The organism is Brumicola pallidula DSM 14239 = ACAM 615, from assembly GCF_000428905.1.
In the GTDB taxonomy this organism is placed as follows: domain Bacteria; phylum Pseudomonadota; class Gammaproteobacteria; order Enterobacterales; family Alteromonadaceae; genus Glaciecola; species Glaciecola pallidula.
The window spans coordinates 71954-87441 of the sequence record NZ_KE386817.1 but is presented as its reverse complement, the minus strand read 5'-3'; the positions used below and the strand labels follow the sequence as shown (position 1 = coordinate 87441).

Annotated in this window: 14 protein-coding genes and 1 tRNA gene; 9 read left to right on the top strand and 6 right to left on the bottom strand. The window is 41.1% G+C overall.

What is annotated here, in order from left to right:
• Nucleotides 1-73: 73 nt before the first annotated feature.
• Complete coding sequence (locus tag G399_RS0118170) at nt 74-838, top strand: methyltransferase domain-containing protein (protein ID WP_006010957.1); 765 nt, start codon at nt 74-76, stop codon at nt 836-838.
• A gap of 94 nt (nt 839-932) precedes the next feature.
• Nucleotides 933-3134, top strand: coding sequence for a DNA helicase RecQ (gene recQ / locus G399_RS0118165; protein WP_006010955.1), 2202 nt, complete (start codon nt 933-935; stop codon nt 3132-3134).
• A gap of 139 nt (nt 3135-3273) precedes the next feature.
• Here the strand turns inward: recQ and metG are convergent, their stop codons facing one another.
• A complete protein-coding gene (gene metG, locus G399_RS0118160) occupies nt 3274-5379 on the bottom strand; it encodes a methionine--tRNA ligase (protein ID WP_026843869.1) in 2106 nt (701 codons plus the stop codon).
• 121 nt (nt 5380-5500) lie between these two features.
• Here metG and apbC point away from each other — a divergent pair, with 121 nt between their 5' ends.
• Both apbC and dcd read left to right on the top strand, forming a co-directional pair.
• Nucleotides 5501-6634 (top strand): iron-sulfur cluster carrier protein ApbC, encoded by a 1134-nt coding sequence (gene apbC / locus G399_RS0118155; protein WP_006010953.1) that lies wholly within the window; start codon nt 5501-5503, stop codon nt 6632-6634.
• 108 nt (nt 6635-6742) lie between these two features.
• Nucleotides 6743-7342: a dCTP deaminase gene (gene dcd / locus G399_RS0118150; RefSeq protein ID WP_006010952.1), complete on the top strand. Its 600-nt coding sequence runs from the start codon at nt 6743-6745 to the stop codon at nt 7340-7342.
• Between the two features lies 1 nt (nt 7343).
• Here the strand turns inward: dcd and G399_RS0118145 are convergent, their stop codons facing one another.
• Nucleotides 7344-8027, bottom strand: a complete 684-nt coding sequence (locus G399_RS0118145) for a 2OG-Fe(II) oxygenase (RefSeq protein ID WP_006010951.1) — start codon at nt 8025-8027, stop codon at nt 7344-7346.
• A 137-nt stretch (nt 8028-8164) separates the two neighbouring features.
• Between G399_RS0118145 and G399_RS0118140 the strand changes: the two genes are divergently transcribed.
• Nucleotides 8165-8241 (top strand) — tRNA-Pro (locus G399_RS0118140).
• 84 nt (nt 8242-8325) lie between these two features.
• On the top strand, nt 8326-8790 hold the full coding sequence (locus G399_RS0118135) for a DUF2721 domain-containing protein (RefSeq protein ID WP_006010950.1): 465 nt from the start codon (nt 8326-8328) through the stop codon (nt 8788-8790).
• 47 nt (nt 8791-8837) lie between these two features.
• Here G399_RS0118135 and modC read toward each other — a convergent pair whose 3' ends face one another.
• Genes modC through modA form a run of 3 tightly spaced genes read right to left on the bottom strand, consistent with a single transcriptional unit; the run spans nt 8838 to nt 11514 of the window.
• Nucleotides 8838-9944: a molybdenum ABC transporter ATP-binding protein gene (modC, locus tag G399_RS0118130; protein WP_006010949.1), complete on the bottom strand. Its 1107-nt coding sequence runs from the start codon at nt 9942-9944 to the stop codon at nt 8838-8840.
• 2 nt (nt 9945-9946) lie between these two features.
• A complete protein-coding gene (gene modB / locus G399_RS0118125) occupies nt 9947-10642 on the bottom strand; it encodes a molybdate ABC transporter permease subunit (RefSeq protein ID WP_006010947.1) in 696 nt (231 codons plus the stop codon).
• 59 nt (nt 10643-10701) lie between these two features.
• Entirely contained in the window at nt 10702-11514 is an 813-nt protein-coding gene (modA, locus tag G399_RS0118120; RefSeq protein WP_006010946.1) for a molybdate ABC transporter substrate-binding protein, read from the bottom strand.
• Nucleotides 11515-11861: 347 nt separating this feature from the next.
• Between modA and G399_RS0118115 the strand changes: the two genes are divergently transcribed.
• From G399_RS0118115 to G399_RS0118105, 3 genes are all read left to right on the top strand, one after another.
• A complete protein-coding gene (locus G399_RS0118115) occupies nt 11862-13775 on the top strand; it encodes a M1 family metallopeptidase (RefSeq protein ID WP_006010945.1) in 1914 nt (637 codons plus the stop codon).
• Nucleotides 13776-13869: 94 nt separating this feature from the next.
• Nucleotides 13870-14061, top strand: a complete 192-nt coding sequence (locus G399_RS0118110) for a hypothetical protein (protein WP_006010943.1) — start codon at nt 13870-13872, stop codon at nt 14059-14061.
• A gap of 90 nt (nt 14062-14151) precedes the next feature.
• A complete protein-coding gene (locus G399_RS0118105; RefSeq protein WP_006010941.1) occupies nt 14152-15003 on the top strand; it encodes a LysR family transcriptional regulator in 852 nt (283 codons plus the stop codon).
• 107 nt (nt 15004-15110) lie between these two features.
• Here G399_RS0118105 and G399_RS0118100 read toward each other — a convergent pair whose 3' ends face one another.
• Nucleotides 15111-15338 carry a hypothetical protein gene (locus tag G399_RS0118100; RefSeq protein ID WP_006010939.1) on the bottom strand — a complete coding sequence of 76 codons (228 nt, stop codon included), beginning with the start codon at nt 15336-15338 and terminating at the stop codon, nt 15111-15113.
• Nucleotides 15339-15488 lie beyond the last annotated feature (150 nt).

The following is a 15488-nucleotide window of genomic DNA, read 5'->3' as shown; positions in this document are numbered from 1 at the left end:
TTGCATAAGGATGCACGTTCACTATAACCTTGGTTACTACTATTTTACTATGTTTAAGGGAAGTAAATTTTACGTGATGCGTTCAGCGTTAAGTGACACTAAGCCTCCATATCCGGATTCGTGGAAGGCACTCAGTCAAGGCGAACAAATTCGAGTTGAGCTCGAGAATGCTTGTGCGCCGCTAGTTGAGCGAATATTTGGTTATCATTTTGTGAGACTGGGTAGTTTGAGTAGCGATATCAATATCCCAACCTGCTCAATAAAACACGTCGTAAATATAACTGACGTAGAATATGAAAAAACCAGTGTACGCGGCATTTCCAGAGAACTACCACTACAACAAAATTCGGTTGATGCATTTTTATTAGCTGCCGAACTTGATTTTGCCCAAGATCCGCATCAAATATTGCGAGAAGTTAACCGCGCAATCACTGCTAATGGTCAGTTGATTATCGCTGGGTTTAACCCGTATAGTTTAGCTGGTGTGTTAAAGTACTTGCCAATAAATAGAGACAACTTACTGCATCAAGGTCGGTTTTTTACCAGTGCACGGATCAAAGATTGGTTGCAATTATTAGGTTTTGAAATTGTAGAGCAAGAATATGTAATGTATTCATCTTTGTTCGCTAATAAACGATTTTTATCGGGTTCAAAGTTGCAACTCTTTTGCAAACGCTACTTACCAGCTTTCTCGTCGATGTACATTTTAGTAGCGAGAAAACGGGAAATACCGCTGTCGACAATTAAACCAAAATGGAAGGTAAAAAAGCCGAATTTTGCTGCTGCTAGCGCAAGAGTAGGACATTCACAAGCGACAGTCTCTAAAAAAGTAATCTAGCGACGCACATCAAAGCAACCCTTTATGCATTCATATTGCGAATACCCATGGTGGAAATCGTATCTTATAACCTACTACGGACTGTTTTTTGAGTATGAAGTTAGCCACCAATACCACTGAATTTAAAAGTGCCAAACACATTCTCAAAAATGTATTTGGCTTTGAGCAATTTCGTTCCACGCAGCAAGATATTATTAACAGCGTGCTTCAGCAACGTAACACACTAGCCATAATGCCTACAGGCGGAGGCAAGTCCTTGTGTTACCAAATTCCCGCGATGGTATTTGATGGCCTGACAATTGTTATCTCCCCCTTAATCTCATTAATGCAAGACCAAGTTAGGCAATTAGTTGAGCTCGATATTCCTGCAGTGGTGTTAAATAGCGCGTTAACTACCGATGTATATCAAGATAATATAGCGAGTTTAAAAGACGGAAAAGTCAAACTTCTGTTTTTGGCGCCTGAAACAGCACTGCAACCCTCTATTCTTGGCTTGTTACAAAGTATAAATGTGCCTTTTATCGCTATTGATGAAGCACATTGTATTTCAGAGTGGGGGCATGAATTTCGGCCAGAATATCGTCAATTAGATCGCCTTGTATCCTGTTTTCCTGATGCCGTAACAATTGCCCTCACGGCGACAGCAACACCAAGAGTTCGGGATGATATCAAACGCCAGCTTAACATCACGGATGACAGTGAGTATATTGCTAGTTTTGACCGTCCTAATTTATATCTTGAAGTCGCACCAAAAGAATCGGCGTATGCGCAAACAAGGGCTTTTATACAAAAACATCAAAAACAATCCGGCATTGTTTACTGTCAGTCGCGCTCTGGCGTCGATGAATTGACGGCGAAACTTAAACAAGATGGGTATTCTGTATTGCCTTATCATGCTGGCTTAAATAGTCAAAAGCGCGCAACAAATCAAGAGAAGTTTGTGCGCGACGATGCCGACATCATTGTTGCTACTATTGCCTTCGGTATGGGCATTAATAAGCCTGATGTGCGTTATGTAGTGCACTACGATTTACCTAAAAACATTGAAAGCTATTATCAACAAATTGGGCGAGCGGGTCGTGATGGGCAAGATGCTGACTGTCTATTACTATTTGGCTACGGTGATACCGGGAAAATTAGATTTTTTATTGATCAAATGAATAATGAACATGAGAAACGACTTGCTACTATGCACCTAAACGAAATGCTTGCTTTAGCTGAAACGGAGGATTGTCGACGTGTGCCGTTACTTCAGTACTTTGGTGAGTCTGAGGTTAGCGAAACCTGTGTTAAGTGTGACAACTGTTTAAATGACGATAAACAAAAATCAGATTTAACCGTTGCGGCTCAAAAATTTCTTTCCTGTGTGCACCGCACCGGTCAGCGTTTTGGCGCTGGACACATCGTAGACGTGCTACGTGGGTCAAACGCTGAAAAAGTATTGCAAAATCAACATAATCTATTATCAACTTACGATATTGGTCATGAGTTAAATAAAAAACAGTGGATGACATTATCGCGACAACTTATTCAAAAGAAGTTACTCCAACAAGATGAACAGTTTGGCGGTTTAAAGCTGACTCAGTTAGCAACTGATGTGTTAAAGGGTAAGGTGCCTTTTTATGCAATGTTGCAGCAAGCGACGCCAGAAAAACGTCAGAGGGCCTCAACGTCAGATGTGATTGGTAATGTTGAGTTAGTGGCACTGCTTAAAACTGAACGAAAAAAGAGTGCAGATAAGGCGAACGTGCCTCCCTATGCCATTTTTTCGGACCGCAGCCTACAAGAAATGGCTTATTATATGCCTCACTCAGAACAAAGTCTGTTGCAAGTTCATGGTGTAGGTAGCGCAAAGTTGCTTAAGTACGCCGAGCTATTTTTATCAATCATTGTCGACTTTTGCGTGCAGCATGATTTGCACGAGATTGCCAATAAGCAAACTGCTAGCTCTCAGGTTAAAAAAGAAATAGCTAAATCGTCTAGCGTAGGCAGCAAAACAAAAGAGGTGGTGGAGCAATTTGAGAATGGTAGATCAGTGGCAGACTTATCTCTTTTACTCAAGGTAAAAGACAATACCATCTATAGTCATTTATACAAATATGCCCAATTGGGAAACAAATTAGTTGAGCCTCAACGTCTGATACAAGAGGCAAAGTTAACACAGGAACAAGTTCAAGAGGGTATTGCTGCATTTGAAGAACATGGCAGTGAACGTTTAAAGCCTGTGTTTGAAGCCTTAGGTGAAGATATCAAATATGAGCAATTGCATCTGCTTCGCGCTTTTTATCTGCATTGACAAATTAAGCCATGTGGCATTGTATCCTAAGGGCACTTGCAGTTAAAAAAATGAGCGTTTGTATTCTAATTTAATGGGTGTTTAGGCAAAAAAAGACCGACATGCGCCGGTCATTTACGTTTATTTAAATAGCTTTGCTCTATTTAACCTTCATACCAGGCTGCGCGCCATCATGTGGCTCAAGAATAAATAAATCACTGCCACCGGGCCCTGCAGCCAAAACCATACCCTCGGACATACCAAAACGCATTTTCCTGGGGGCCAAGTTGGCTACCACAACCGTCATTTTACCGACTAAATCTTCTGGCTTGTAAGCTGACTTAATACCGGCAAATACTTGTTTTGTCTCACCACCTAAATCCAATTCTAAGCGCAGAAGTTTATCGGCTTTTTCCACATGTTCAGCTTTGGATATAAGTGCAACTCGTAAATCAATTTTTGCAAAGTCCTCAAAACTAATGGTTTCAGCAATAGGGTCACGTTCTAGTGGCGTTAAGCCATCGTCTTTTAAAACGTTTGATTCCTTTGCTTTCGTATTTGTCTTGCTGTCGCTTTTAGGCTCGTCAATTTTTGGCAAACCCAAGCTATCTCTTGAATCTTCTATAATGGCATTCACTTTATCCATTTCGACTCTCTGCAATAAGGCTTTAAACTTATTGATAGGGTGACCCAATTTAACTTCTTGTGCGCTGTCCCAAGTAAACTTATCGTTAAGGAATGCTTGTGCTTGCTCTGACAGTTTTGGTATTACTGGGGTAAGATATATCACCAATATTCTGAATAGATGAATACCCATCGAGCAAACATCGTGGGTCAGTGCCTGCTTAGATTCGTCCTTTACGGTTACCCAAGGCGCTTGCCCATCAATATATTGGTTTGCTTTGTCAGCAAGCGCCATGATGTCGCGTATTGCTTTGTTGTAGTGACGAGCTTCAATATAACTGGCAATGGTCTCGCTGGCATTTTGAAACTCAGCTAACAATTCAGGAGCCTCGATGTTGTTAGCTAGCTTGCCATCGAAACGCTTGGTAATAAAACCCGCGCAGCGGCTGGCAATGTTGACCACCTTACCGACTAAGTCTGAATTAACTTTTAACACAAAGTCTTCAAAGTTTAAGTCGATGTCAGCCACCGAATCATTCAATTTTGATGCGAAGTAATAGCGTAAATATTCTGGATTGAGATGCTGTAAATAGGTTCGAGCCTTGATAAAAGTACCCGTCGATTTTGACATTTTTGCTCCGTTGACTGTCACAAAACCGTGAATATTAACGCCGGTGGGTTTTCTAAAACCAGCACCATCGAGCATGGCAGGCCAAAATAAACAATGGAAGTAGGCAATGTCTTTACCGATAAAGTGATACACCTCGGTGTCCGTGTTTTTTGCCCAAAAAGGAGTGTCATCAATACCGTTGGCGTTACAGAAATTCTTAAAGCTAGCCATATAGCCAACAGGTGCATCTACCCAAACATAAAAAAACTTGCCTGGCGCATTTGGAATTTCAAAGCCAAAATAGGGCGCATCACGGCTAATATCCCATTGCTGTAAACCTTTCTCAAACCATTCTTCTAGCTTATTGGCCATTTCGTTTTGAATAGCACCGGAGCGGATCCAACTTTTTAACATTTCTTCAAACTTGGGCAAATCAAAAAAGTAATGCTCAGAATCTTTTAGAATGGGTGTTGCGCCGGATACTACTGAACGAGGATTTTTAACTTCAGTCGGGTTATAAGTCGCACCGCAGACATCGCAGTTGTCGCCATTTTGGTTTTCAGCGCCACAGCTGGGGCAGTCACCTTTAATAAAACGGTCAGGTAAAAACATTTCTTTTTCAGGATCGTACAACTGACTGATGATGCGCTTGCTTATATAACCGGCTTCATCCAATCGGTTATATACTAATTCGCAAAGCTCCTTGTTTTCTGGCGAATGAGTCACATAATAGTTATTGTAATCTACATGAAAATCAGTCAAATCCTGGTGGTGTTCATTACGTGTTTGCTCAATCATTTGTTCTGGTGTAATACCCAGTTCTTGGGCTTTGAGCATAACAGGTGTACCATGCGCATCATCTGCACAGACACTGTAACACTCGTGACCGCGCATGCGCTGGAAACGAGTCCAAATGTCAGTTTGTATATGTTCTAAAAGATGACCCAAGTGAATAGAGCCATTAGCATATGGCAGGGCGCTAGTAGTCAGAATTCGACGCTTTGAAACAGGTTGTGCTGAAGTAGTAGGCATAGATGATTTTTAGTCAGTTTCACAAAATTAAAAATGTGCCAAGATGGTAGCCCAAACAACACCAATTTGCATTACGTAATTGGTTGTTTCGAGCAGTTTTAGTACGTTTAAGGAGCAAAGAGTGTTTTTTTCGAAAAACAAGCGAGAAAGAATTCAAGATATTGAACAAGCGATAGCTGATTATTATGCAGTTGACCGCGTATATACAAAAACCGATGCGATAGTGGTTTTGGCTGATCCTGCAAAATATGCAGTAGGCAAAAAACAGACTATCGAAATCAGTTTAGGCTTCACTGTAAAAAGTACACTTGAGGCTTTAAAAAATGCGTTACAGCAAAAATTACCCAATATTGTTAACTGCAACATAGACATCTCATTTAATGTTCCAATTACTCAAGCCAAGGTTGCACCCATTCCTAACGTGAAAAATGTGATTGCTGTTTCCTCTGGCAAGGGAGGCGTAGGAAAGTCGGCAACGAGCGTTAACTTAGCTTATGCATTACAAAAAGAGGGCGCTCGGGTTGGAATATTGGATGCTGATATTTATGGGCCCTCCGTTCCCATCATGTTGGGTAATCCCCAGGCACACCCAGATAGTAAAGATAACCGCACCATGTATCCATTGATGGTTGAAGGGATTGCGGCTAATTCGATTGGTTACTTAGTTGACGGTGAAAGTGCCTCAATTTGGCGTGGCCCGATGGCAACAAAAGCGCTAAAACAATTGATTTATGAAACGAAATGGCCATTACTCGACTACTTAATTGTTGATTTGCCCCCGGGCACGGGCGATATTCACCTCACCTTATCGCAGCAAGTGCCATTGTCGGCAGCGGTGATTGTGACCACACCGCAGACGATCGCGACGGCAGATGCCAAAAAGGGCATCGCGATGTTTGAAAAATTGGCGATCCCGGTGCTTGGTATCGTTGAAAATATGAGCTACTTCGAATGTAAATGTGGCGAAAAATCATATCCATTCTCCCAAGGTGGTTCAGTTCTCTTAGCCGAGCAGCATGGCACTGAAGTATTAGGGGAGTTGCCATTAAGCAATGACATTCGAGAACATGCTGATAATGGAAAACCTGTTGTTAATGCATTGCCCGACAGCAATGTAACTGCAATTTATCAAAGCATTGCGCGTAAGGTATCCATAAAAGTAGGTACAACTTTGCAGCCACATCAGCTTACCCGAGATAAGACCGCCGCAGAGGGTAAAAATGGCGTCAATATACAGGTCGTAAATAAAAGCTAGCTACCCGCATAAAGGCAGACAATAGTCTGTTGCAACCTGCGCCAACTGTGATCATAATACGGTACTGCGACTGATAACATTCGACAATATAGCTTGGGGAAACAAAGCATGCGTTTATGTGACAAGGATATTTACCAGCATATTCAAGAAGGGAAAATTAAAATTGACCCGACACCTGACTATGACCAAATTAGCGGCCTAACGGTAGATGTTCGTTTAAGTAATAAATTTAGGGTATTTCAAGACCATGCAGCGCCGTATATTGATTTGAGCGGTGAAAAAGAAAGCGTACAAAAGGCGCTTGATTCAGTAATGAGTGACGAAATAACCATAGGTGAAAACGATTCGTTTTATCTGCACCCAGGTGAACTTGCGATTGCTGTTACGCATGAATCTATTACCCTACCGGATAATATTGTGGGTTGGTTGGATGGACGCTCTTCGTTAGCAAGATTAGGCTTAATGATACACGTCACTGCGCATCGTATTGACCCGGGTTGGTCTGGTCAAATCGTACTGGAATTCTTTAACAGTGGTAAATTGCCACTAGCGCTGAAGCCAAAAATGAAAATAGGCGCTATTAGCTTTGAAGTTCTCAGTGGCAGTGCCGAAAAGCCTTATAACGCCAGAGTTGATGCTAAGTACAAAGGTCAAACGGGTGCCATTGCTAGTCGTATCAGTTCTGACGATAGAACCGACAGAGAATAGTCTATCTTGGTGGGTCAACTCGATCCGCTGAACTTGCATTGATCCTATACCAACCCGCAATTGAGTAGCGGTCGCGTTGAGCTGGTAACACTTCATGTGGAAACGCTTCGCTTAAAAATATAGCTAGTGTGCCAAGTGCTGGAATGACCTTTAATCCTTGTGCATCAAATTCATCTTGATAGAGCACTAACTCGCCACCGTCCCCCATCTGCCAATGCGGGTTTAAATACGCAACCACAGATAGAACCCGGTTTGCCTCACCTTTGAACGCATCTAAATGCCGCTTATAAAAAGAGCCGGTAGCATAGTGCGCAAAGTGGCTTTCGAATGAGAATAGCCCTAAAAACAAGTGTTGGTTCAAATAGCGTTGCAGTTGAGCGGTCCAGTCTAACCATTGTGCCCCAGCTTCACTATTGCCTGTTATCCAACAAATCTCGTCACGCCGAACAAAATCGTTGTGCATATGCCTGCGTAAACGCCCAATCCCAGCTTCCACAAACGCTTGTGAGGACATTGATGAAACTTGTTTTAACAAGTTGTTGGATAACTCAAGTGGCAAAGCAAACGGCTGAATACTGTATCCCTTATCTGTTAGGTCGGTAGCGACTTTTGCAAATAATAATTGGTTTTGTTGCTCAATCAGATGAACTGGTGTTTGCAATTGATGAAGGTTGAGAACTTCCATATACAATACTTATGATTAAAAAACATACTTTTACAGGTGAAAGTTGGGTTTGACAATACTTAAATACAGCACAATCAAGATAAAAACAAAATAACGGTGGAATTATACAATGTAATCAATATAATACACCCTTCGGTCGGTGTGTGGCGCAGCTTGGTAGCGCACTTCGCTGGGGGTGAAGGGGTCGTAGGTTCGAATCCTATCACACCGACCAATTAAGTATTTCCTCAGATCCTATTCAAAGCAACAAATAATCAATAACATGTAACTACTTAGTGATGACTAAAAAGAGTGAAATGTGGAATTTATTTTAAGCCCAAATGCTGTCGACATCATTCAATTAGCGTTAGCGCCTATTTTCCTCATTGTGGGTATAGGAACGCTAGTTAATGTCGCCACAGGCCGAGTAGGAAGAGTGATTGACAGAGCACGCTGGTTTGAAGCTTTAGGCCGTCAACAACCGTCGTGCATTGATGGTGAAGCTCGACTCGAAATTCGGGCACTAAACAAACGCTTGCGACTGGCGAATTGGTCCATCAACTTCCTTATTGCCTCTGCCCTTGTGATTTGTTTTGATATTATTTTATTGATGATTAATGGTTTAATTAGTGTCAACCTAGACACCACCATATTAGTCACGTTTATGATCAGCATTGCATTGTTGACTGGGGGACTCATCGCATTTTTCTTTGAAGTTAGCTTAGCAACCGCATCGCTAAAAATAAATGTGCTAAAGGTACAAAGGCTGACGAAAGATAAGTAAGCAAACTGCCAATTTTCAAGCTGAAAAATGTCTCAGGCAACCTGCTATTAAGCCAAAATAGCTACCGATTTTATCTGGGCCCAAATTTTCATTCCTACCATTAAGAATAAATCATCAATAGATTTACGGGTCACTTGAGCAACAACCTCTGAATTCATTAAGTCAACGGTAACAAGAGCGGTGGCGCTTTTTTTATCTATTTCGATACCGCCAATACGCCCTTCTAGTCTATTTAAAATAGTACTTTCTTTTTCATCCTGTAGTGACAAGCTGACGTCGCTCGCTATAATTCTTAGCCTGACCGCTTTGCCTATCGCTTGATTGTGATCTTGTAGCCAAAGTGTGTTGCCGTCAAATTCCGCTTTTACCAAATGCCAGCGTTCATCTTTTTCAATGATTTTGGCTTTAATAATAGTGCTAGTTTCTTGCTTATAGATGTGTGGCAATTGAGTACTGGCAAATACGTCATTGATACCACCCTGAGCAACGACTTTGCCTTGGTGGAGCACAATGACATGGTCGGCTAACCGGCACACTTCATCTGTTGAGTGACTTACGTAGAGCACCGGCAAATGAAACATATTTTGCAGTGCGGCTAAGTAGGGCAGTACATCCTGTTTGCGCGCATTGTCCAGAGAAGCAAGTGGTTCATCCATGATCAGCATTTTTGGTTTCACTAACAAGGCACGAGCAATAGCGACGCGTTGTTTTTCACCGCCCGATAATTGATCTGGCTTGTGCTGCATTAAATGTCCAATGTCTAATGCATTAATCACTTCTGCATAAAATGCTTTTTGCACTTTTTCATGGCTACGTTTTATTGCAAATTGTAAATTTCCTTGCACATTTAAGTGCTCAAATAATCGCGCATCTTGAAACACATATCCAATTTCACGCTCATAAGTAGGAACACAATGCTTATCATCAAGCCACGTTGTTTCGCCTACTTTTAATAGGCCTTTGGCACTTTTTTCAAGTCCTGCAATGCATCTAAGTAATGTGGTTTTGCCGCTGCCCGACTCACCTAAAATTGCGGTGATACCGGTACTGGGAAATTCGCTATTTACGCTAAGTTCGAATACTTGAGAACCGCTATGTAAACTGATCTGAAAATTAGCAATAATAGTGGACGACGTGCTGTTAATTTGAGTCATAATCAACGTCCAATTCTAAATTTGGTCGCAATACCGCGCTTTTGGAAACTATACAGTAGCAACAGTGCAATAAATGAAAAGCCGAGCATAATAGCCGATAGACGATGCGCACCGGCGTACTCTAAGGCTTCAACTTGATCGTAAATCTGAATTGAAACAACTTTGGTTTCTGCGGGTATATTACCACCTATCATCAGTACAATACCAAACTCACCTACTGTGTGCGCAAAGCCTAATATAGCGGCACTAATAAAACCTGGTCTAGCAAGTGGCAAGATCACGTAAAAAAACGTATCTATAGGCTTAGAGTGCAGCGTGGCAGCAGCTTCTAATGGCTTTTTGCCAATAGCTTCTACGGCATTTTGAATCGGTTGTACAACAAATGGTAACGAATAAAATAATGAGGCAATAACCAAGCCCCAAAAGGTAAAAGGCAGCAGTCCTAAGCCAAGTTGCTCAGTAAGTTGACCGATAGGACCATCCGGTCCCATTGCGATTAATAGATAAAAACCTAAAACAGTTGGCGGCAATACTAATGGCAATGCAACAATTGCATTTATCGGCCCGCGCAGCCAAGACTTTGTTTTTGCCAACCAGACAGCGATAGGTGTGCCTATTATCAATAGAATGATGGTGACGGTAAAAGCTAGCTTTATGGTCAGCCAAATAGCATTAATGTCAGATTCGGTGAGTCCCATGCAAGTTCCTTGTTAGCAATACGCCACGATTTTATTATTGTGAAAATCAATCAACGGTATCAATTAACGGTATAATGATGTGATTGTATGATGTTTTTCGCGTCTTTGCTGTTCAAAAATTCAAAGAAAGCCAATGCCGCTGGATTTTGCTCTGCGTTTTCTAATAAAACAGCATCTTGTTTTATTGGATTGTAATAATATTCAGGGATCAGCCAATATGAACCGTGCTCTGGTTTTTGTGAAAAAGAGATAAATCCGATATCCGCATTACCGGTTGCAACAAATTGATAGGTTTGAGAAATACTTTCCCCCATTACCCATTTTGGTTTGGTCTGTTCAACTATTGACAGATGTTTTAAAACATCAACCGCGGCTTGACCGTAGGGTGCAAATTTAGGATTGGCAAGGGCTACTTTTCTGAACTGATTATCGTATAAAACATCCGGTGAGTTATTAACTAATGTAGCATTGGATGACCACAAAATGAGTGTTCCCTGTGCATAAGTAAAGCGTCCAAGAGCACTTGCTTTTCCACGCTTTATGAGTTCGTCAGGCTTTACTTGATCAGCGGAAAGAAACAGATCGTAGGGCGCGCCATTCACTATTTGGGCAAAAAACTTTCCCGATGAACTGTAGGAAACGCGTATTTTATACGGTGTTTTTAGTTCGAATTTTGCCTTGAGCTCTTGCATCGGTTTAATAAAATTTGAGGCAACGGCCACATTTGCATGTTGCGCTTCTGACTTGACCGAAGATGAGTTTGCAAAAGCTGGTTGATTAAAGTCAACGGCATTACTTAGTTTGAACGGATGCAGCAATAAGTAGATACAAAGCATGCTTAATAGCAGAGTGAATGTTACATTAAATTTCATAGTTGGTTTTTTTAGATTCGACGAGATACAACATGACAGACCGATAATGATAGCAGTAATGTTCCTTTAATGTCTAAAACTTAAGACGGCTTTTGATTAATTGGGTATGAATATTTAGCGTCCTATTGGCGTGACTAGTATCAATATTTAGTCGACATAACGTAGCTAAAAGTAGAAGTGACGAGGGTGCAGACGAGGGTTAATAAAAAGGGACAGTTTTCACGTATCTTGTTTTATGTCAAACTCAATCCGTTGTAATCGTCTATAATTGGCCGCAAACAAAAGCCAAATTTTGAAAAAACAAATAATTAAAACTCATTCAAAAATATACTGATGGAAAAAATCAAATGAAAAACTTTTTTAGACTAAGCGTGTTTACTTTAGCTGTATCCTTGGTCGCTTGCTCTCCGGTTGAGGAAGTCCCTTCGGTTAATACTGAGAGTATGCTTAGTCAAAACGTGCAAAATGACACGGCAACCAGTTCTGCAATCGATGTAGGCAAAGACTACCATTCTTATGCCAATCCAGAAGAGGTCTTAGTAACGCATCTAAACCTAGATTTAACAGCTGATTTCAGTACTAAAAAACTCATCGGTAGTGTGCAAGTGACCGTAAAGCGTCAACAAGAAAATGCACATGAACTGATATTGGACACTCGTGATCTAGTTATCTTTAGCGTCACAAGCCAAGGCAATGATGTTCCTTTTGAATTGAAAGCGGCAGATGAAAACTTAGGTGCCGCGTTGCATATCAAAATGCCCAACGGGGCAGACACCGTGACTATTAATTATGAAACATCACCAACAGCTTCCGGTGCACAGTGGTTAACCCCAGCGCAAACAGCAGGTAAAAAACACCCATTTTTGTTTACCCAAGCGCAAGCAATCCATGCACGAAGCTTCATTCCTTTGCAAGACTCCCCACAAGTCCGCGTAACCTATACAGCAACCATCAGAACACCTAAAGAGCTGTTAGCCGTAATGAGTGCGTCCAATGACCCTGACACTGAACGTGATGGCGTCTACGAATTCAATATGCCACAACCTATTCCATCGTACTTGATTGCCTTAGCTATTGGCGATCTGCATTTTAAAGCAATGGGTGAGCGCACCGGTGTATATGCCGAACCCGCTATATTAGAGTCTGCGGCCGCTGAGTTTGAAGATACTGAAAGCATGCTAATTGCGACTGAAAATAAATATGGTCCTTATAGCTGGGATCGCTACGATCTATTGATTTTACCCCCTTCATTTCCTTTTGGAGGTATGGAAAACCCCAGATTGTCGTTTATAACGCCAACCGTGATTGCTGGCGACAAAAGCCTGGTATCGTTAATCGCGCATGAACTAGCACATAGCTGGTCAGGTAATACCGTGACCAATGCAACATGGCGTGATTTATGGCTAAATGAAGGTTTTACTACTTATTTGACCTACCGCATTATGGAAATGGTGTACGGTGAAGACCGTTACAATATGGAAGCAGTGCTCGGTTATCAAGACTTGCAAGCTGATATAAATTCACTCACCCCAGCTGACCAAATCCTAGCGATCGATTTGCGTGGTAGAAATCCGGATGATGTATTTTCTAATATTCCATATGAAAAGGGAGCGCTATTTTTACGCGAGATAGAGCAAAAAATAGGGCGTGATAATTTTGATAAATTCCTGTTAAGTTATTTTGAGCACTTTTCATTTAAAAGTATTACTACCGAAGAGTTTATAGCTTACCTAGATGTAACCTTGCTAAGCCAATATGCCGACAAGCTCGATAAAGCACGCATTAATGCGTGGATCTTTGAGCCTGGAATTCCTGAAGGTGCCCCGGTACCAGAATCTGACGCTTTTGTGAATGTCGACAAAGCGAGAGAGCAATGGTTAGCAGGAGAAACCAGCGCTAACATGACCCAAACGCAAGAGTGGACAGTGCACCAATGGTTGTATTTTTTGAATAATATGCCTGAGCTTTTAGATGAAAAGCAGTTAGCAGAGCTGGATGCTGCATTTTCGTTAACGGCAAGCAAAAATAATGAAATAGCACATAGCTGGCTGATGATTGCGGTGAAAAATCAATACAAACCTGCGTATGAACGTTTGTATGCATATTTGACGAGCATTGGCCGTAACAAATTAGTCAAGCCGCTGTATCGTGAGTTATCAAAGACACCCGATGGCAAAGCGTTTGCGAAAAAAGCATTTGAGCAGGCAAAGCCGGGTTATCATCCGCTAACGGTGAGCGCGAATGAAGGTTATGTTGAGTAATCAATTATTTTTGCCGTAAAGAAATAAATAATTTGTTGTACTTATTTGGCTCTTTTTTTTTATTATAGAGATTCCTGATTTATGGCTAAGTGTTATGAGTAAAGATTACAGATTTCGCAAAGAAGAAAGTGACGATTTTGATAACCAAGATTGGGTCGTGGGTAAGCAAAACGATGAGAGCAAGGTTGAACAAACCAAAGCCGAGTTGGTGCGTAAAAAGCGTGCCAGTAAGGATATGGCGGCTGCTCGCAATAAGCAAAACGACGATGCCGAGAGTGTGCACTGAGCTATTTCTTGCTGGGTTGCGACATTAAGCATTGCATTCATAGTAAAAACCACGTTATAAACCAGTAATCAATCGATTACTGGTTTTTTTGTGGATATTAGATTTTTAACTACCTTTCTTGAAGTAGCTGAAACCAGACACTTTGGTCGTGCTGCCGAAAACTTATATTTAACTCAGTCTGCAGTTAGTGCTCGTATTAAATTGTTGGAAGAGTATTTCAACACTGCATTGTTCATTCGAAATCGTAATAGTATTCAAATTACGCCAGCAGGCGAAAAGCTCATCCCTTATGCCCAAGAGCTTTCGAATACATTGTCAAAAGCCAGAAAGTTATTGGCACAAGAGGAGTGCCAGCACATTAGCTGTGCTTCAACCCAGAATGCATTTTTACTGTGCTTTTCTAATTGGCTACCAAACTTGCTGACGCACTTCAATAGCGTTAGCTTTCAGCATGAAATTGCCACTGTTGAACAAATCACCAGACAACTACATGAACACAGTATTGACGTTGCGTTAACCACATCACAGGTTAAGTCGGATGATATTGACAGTACTTTGTTGTTTGAAGTCTTACTTTGTATGTATCACTCAAATAGTTCGCACGGCGAGCCTGGCATCGAAATCCATGATATCAATATTGAATGGTCACCCTCTATTAACGACAAATTAGGTAAACTGCATCCCGAATTACGAAAAGCTAAGTTGCGCACATCTTCAATAGACGTTGCATTAACAATGGCTGATGCTGAAGCCTGTCGTTTGATATTACCGATAAAATCACATGCATTTTTGGATACTAATTTACGACGGGTGCTAGCCAGTTTTGCGCCCTCGCAGTTGACTCAAGAAGTTAAAATACCGGTCTACTTAAATCAATTGAAGAATCAAAAAAACCGGGGAGTAGAAGACGTTATTGCTTATATGCAATTAAAAGTAGGGTGATGGTGTCAAAAAATCGGCTTGGTGACTACCTGTTTTTATAAGATGAACCTGCATAAAAATTGAACCTTCATAAAAACTGCACCTTCATGAAAAGGTGCAGTTTTTTATTATTTTGGTAACTTGGTAATTGGTTGATACCCTTCAGACTCAAGCTCGTCGTTTACACATACAAGTAAGAATTCCTCCATTGATAACTTTCCGGTTCCCTCGTCGTCTGCAATTTCCTTACAGTATTCTTTATATTCCACAATAAGCTGAGTATCAGCGACAGGACGATCGTCCGCGATAGTCGATGCAGCAAAAAATAGGCCAACCAATAGTAATGTATATTTCATAAAATCTCCGAATCAAAATGTGTTTTAACGTGCCAAGTGTATGTCGCAAATGTATAAATGCGAGCAAAATAAAATGTTCTTGAGGAACAATTTATTTCACTCAAATTAGCTTATTTTTATCTTGATATAGTGCACGTAAAGACTATATTT

What these genes read in the sequence shown, in the direction of transcription:
- metG (WP_026843869.1), bottom strand. Translation starts at nt 5,379, where the DNA reads ATGCCTACTACTTCAGCACAACCTGTTTCAAAGCGTCGAATTCTGACT.
- modC (WP_006010949.1), bottom strand. Translation starts at nt 9,944, where the DNA reads ATGACTCAAATTAACAGCACGTCGTCCACTATTATTGCTAATTTTCAG.
- G399_RS0118100 (WP_006010939.1), bottom strand. Translation starts at nt 15,338, where the DNA reads ATGAAATATACATTACTATTGGTTGGCCTATTTTTTGCTGCATCGACT.
- G399_RS0118110 (WP_006010943.1), top strand. Translation starts at nt 13,870, where the DNA reads ATGAGTAAAGATTACAGATTTCGCAAAGAAGAAAGTGACGATTTTGAT.
- modA (WP_006010946.1), bottom strand. Translation starts at nt 11,514, where the DNA reads ATGAAATTTAATGTAACATTCACTCTGCTATTAAGCATGCTTTGTATC.
- G399_RS0118115 (WP_006010945.1), top strand. Translation starts at nt 11,862, where the DNA reads ATGAAAAACTTTTTTAGACTAAGCGTGTTTACTTTAGCTGTATCCTTG.
- G399_RS0118145 (WP_006010951.1), bottom strand. Translation starts at nt 8,027, where the DNA reads ATGGAAGTTCTCAACCTTCATCAATTGCAAACACCAGTTCATCTGATT.
- recQ (WP_006010955.1), top strand. Translation starts at nt 933, where the DNA reads ATGAAGTTAGCCACCAATACCACTGAATTTAAAAGTGCCAAACACATT.
- modB (WP_006010947.1), bottom strand. Translation starts at nt 10,642, where the DNA reads ATGGGACTCACCGAATCTGACATTAATGCTATTTGGCTGACCATAAAG.
- dcd (WP_006010952.1), top strand. Translation starts at nt 6,743, where the DNA reads ATGCGTTTATGTGACAAGGATATTTACCAGCATATTCAAGAAGGGAAA.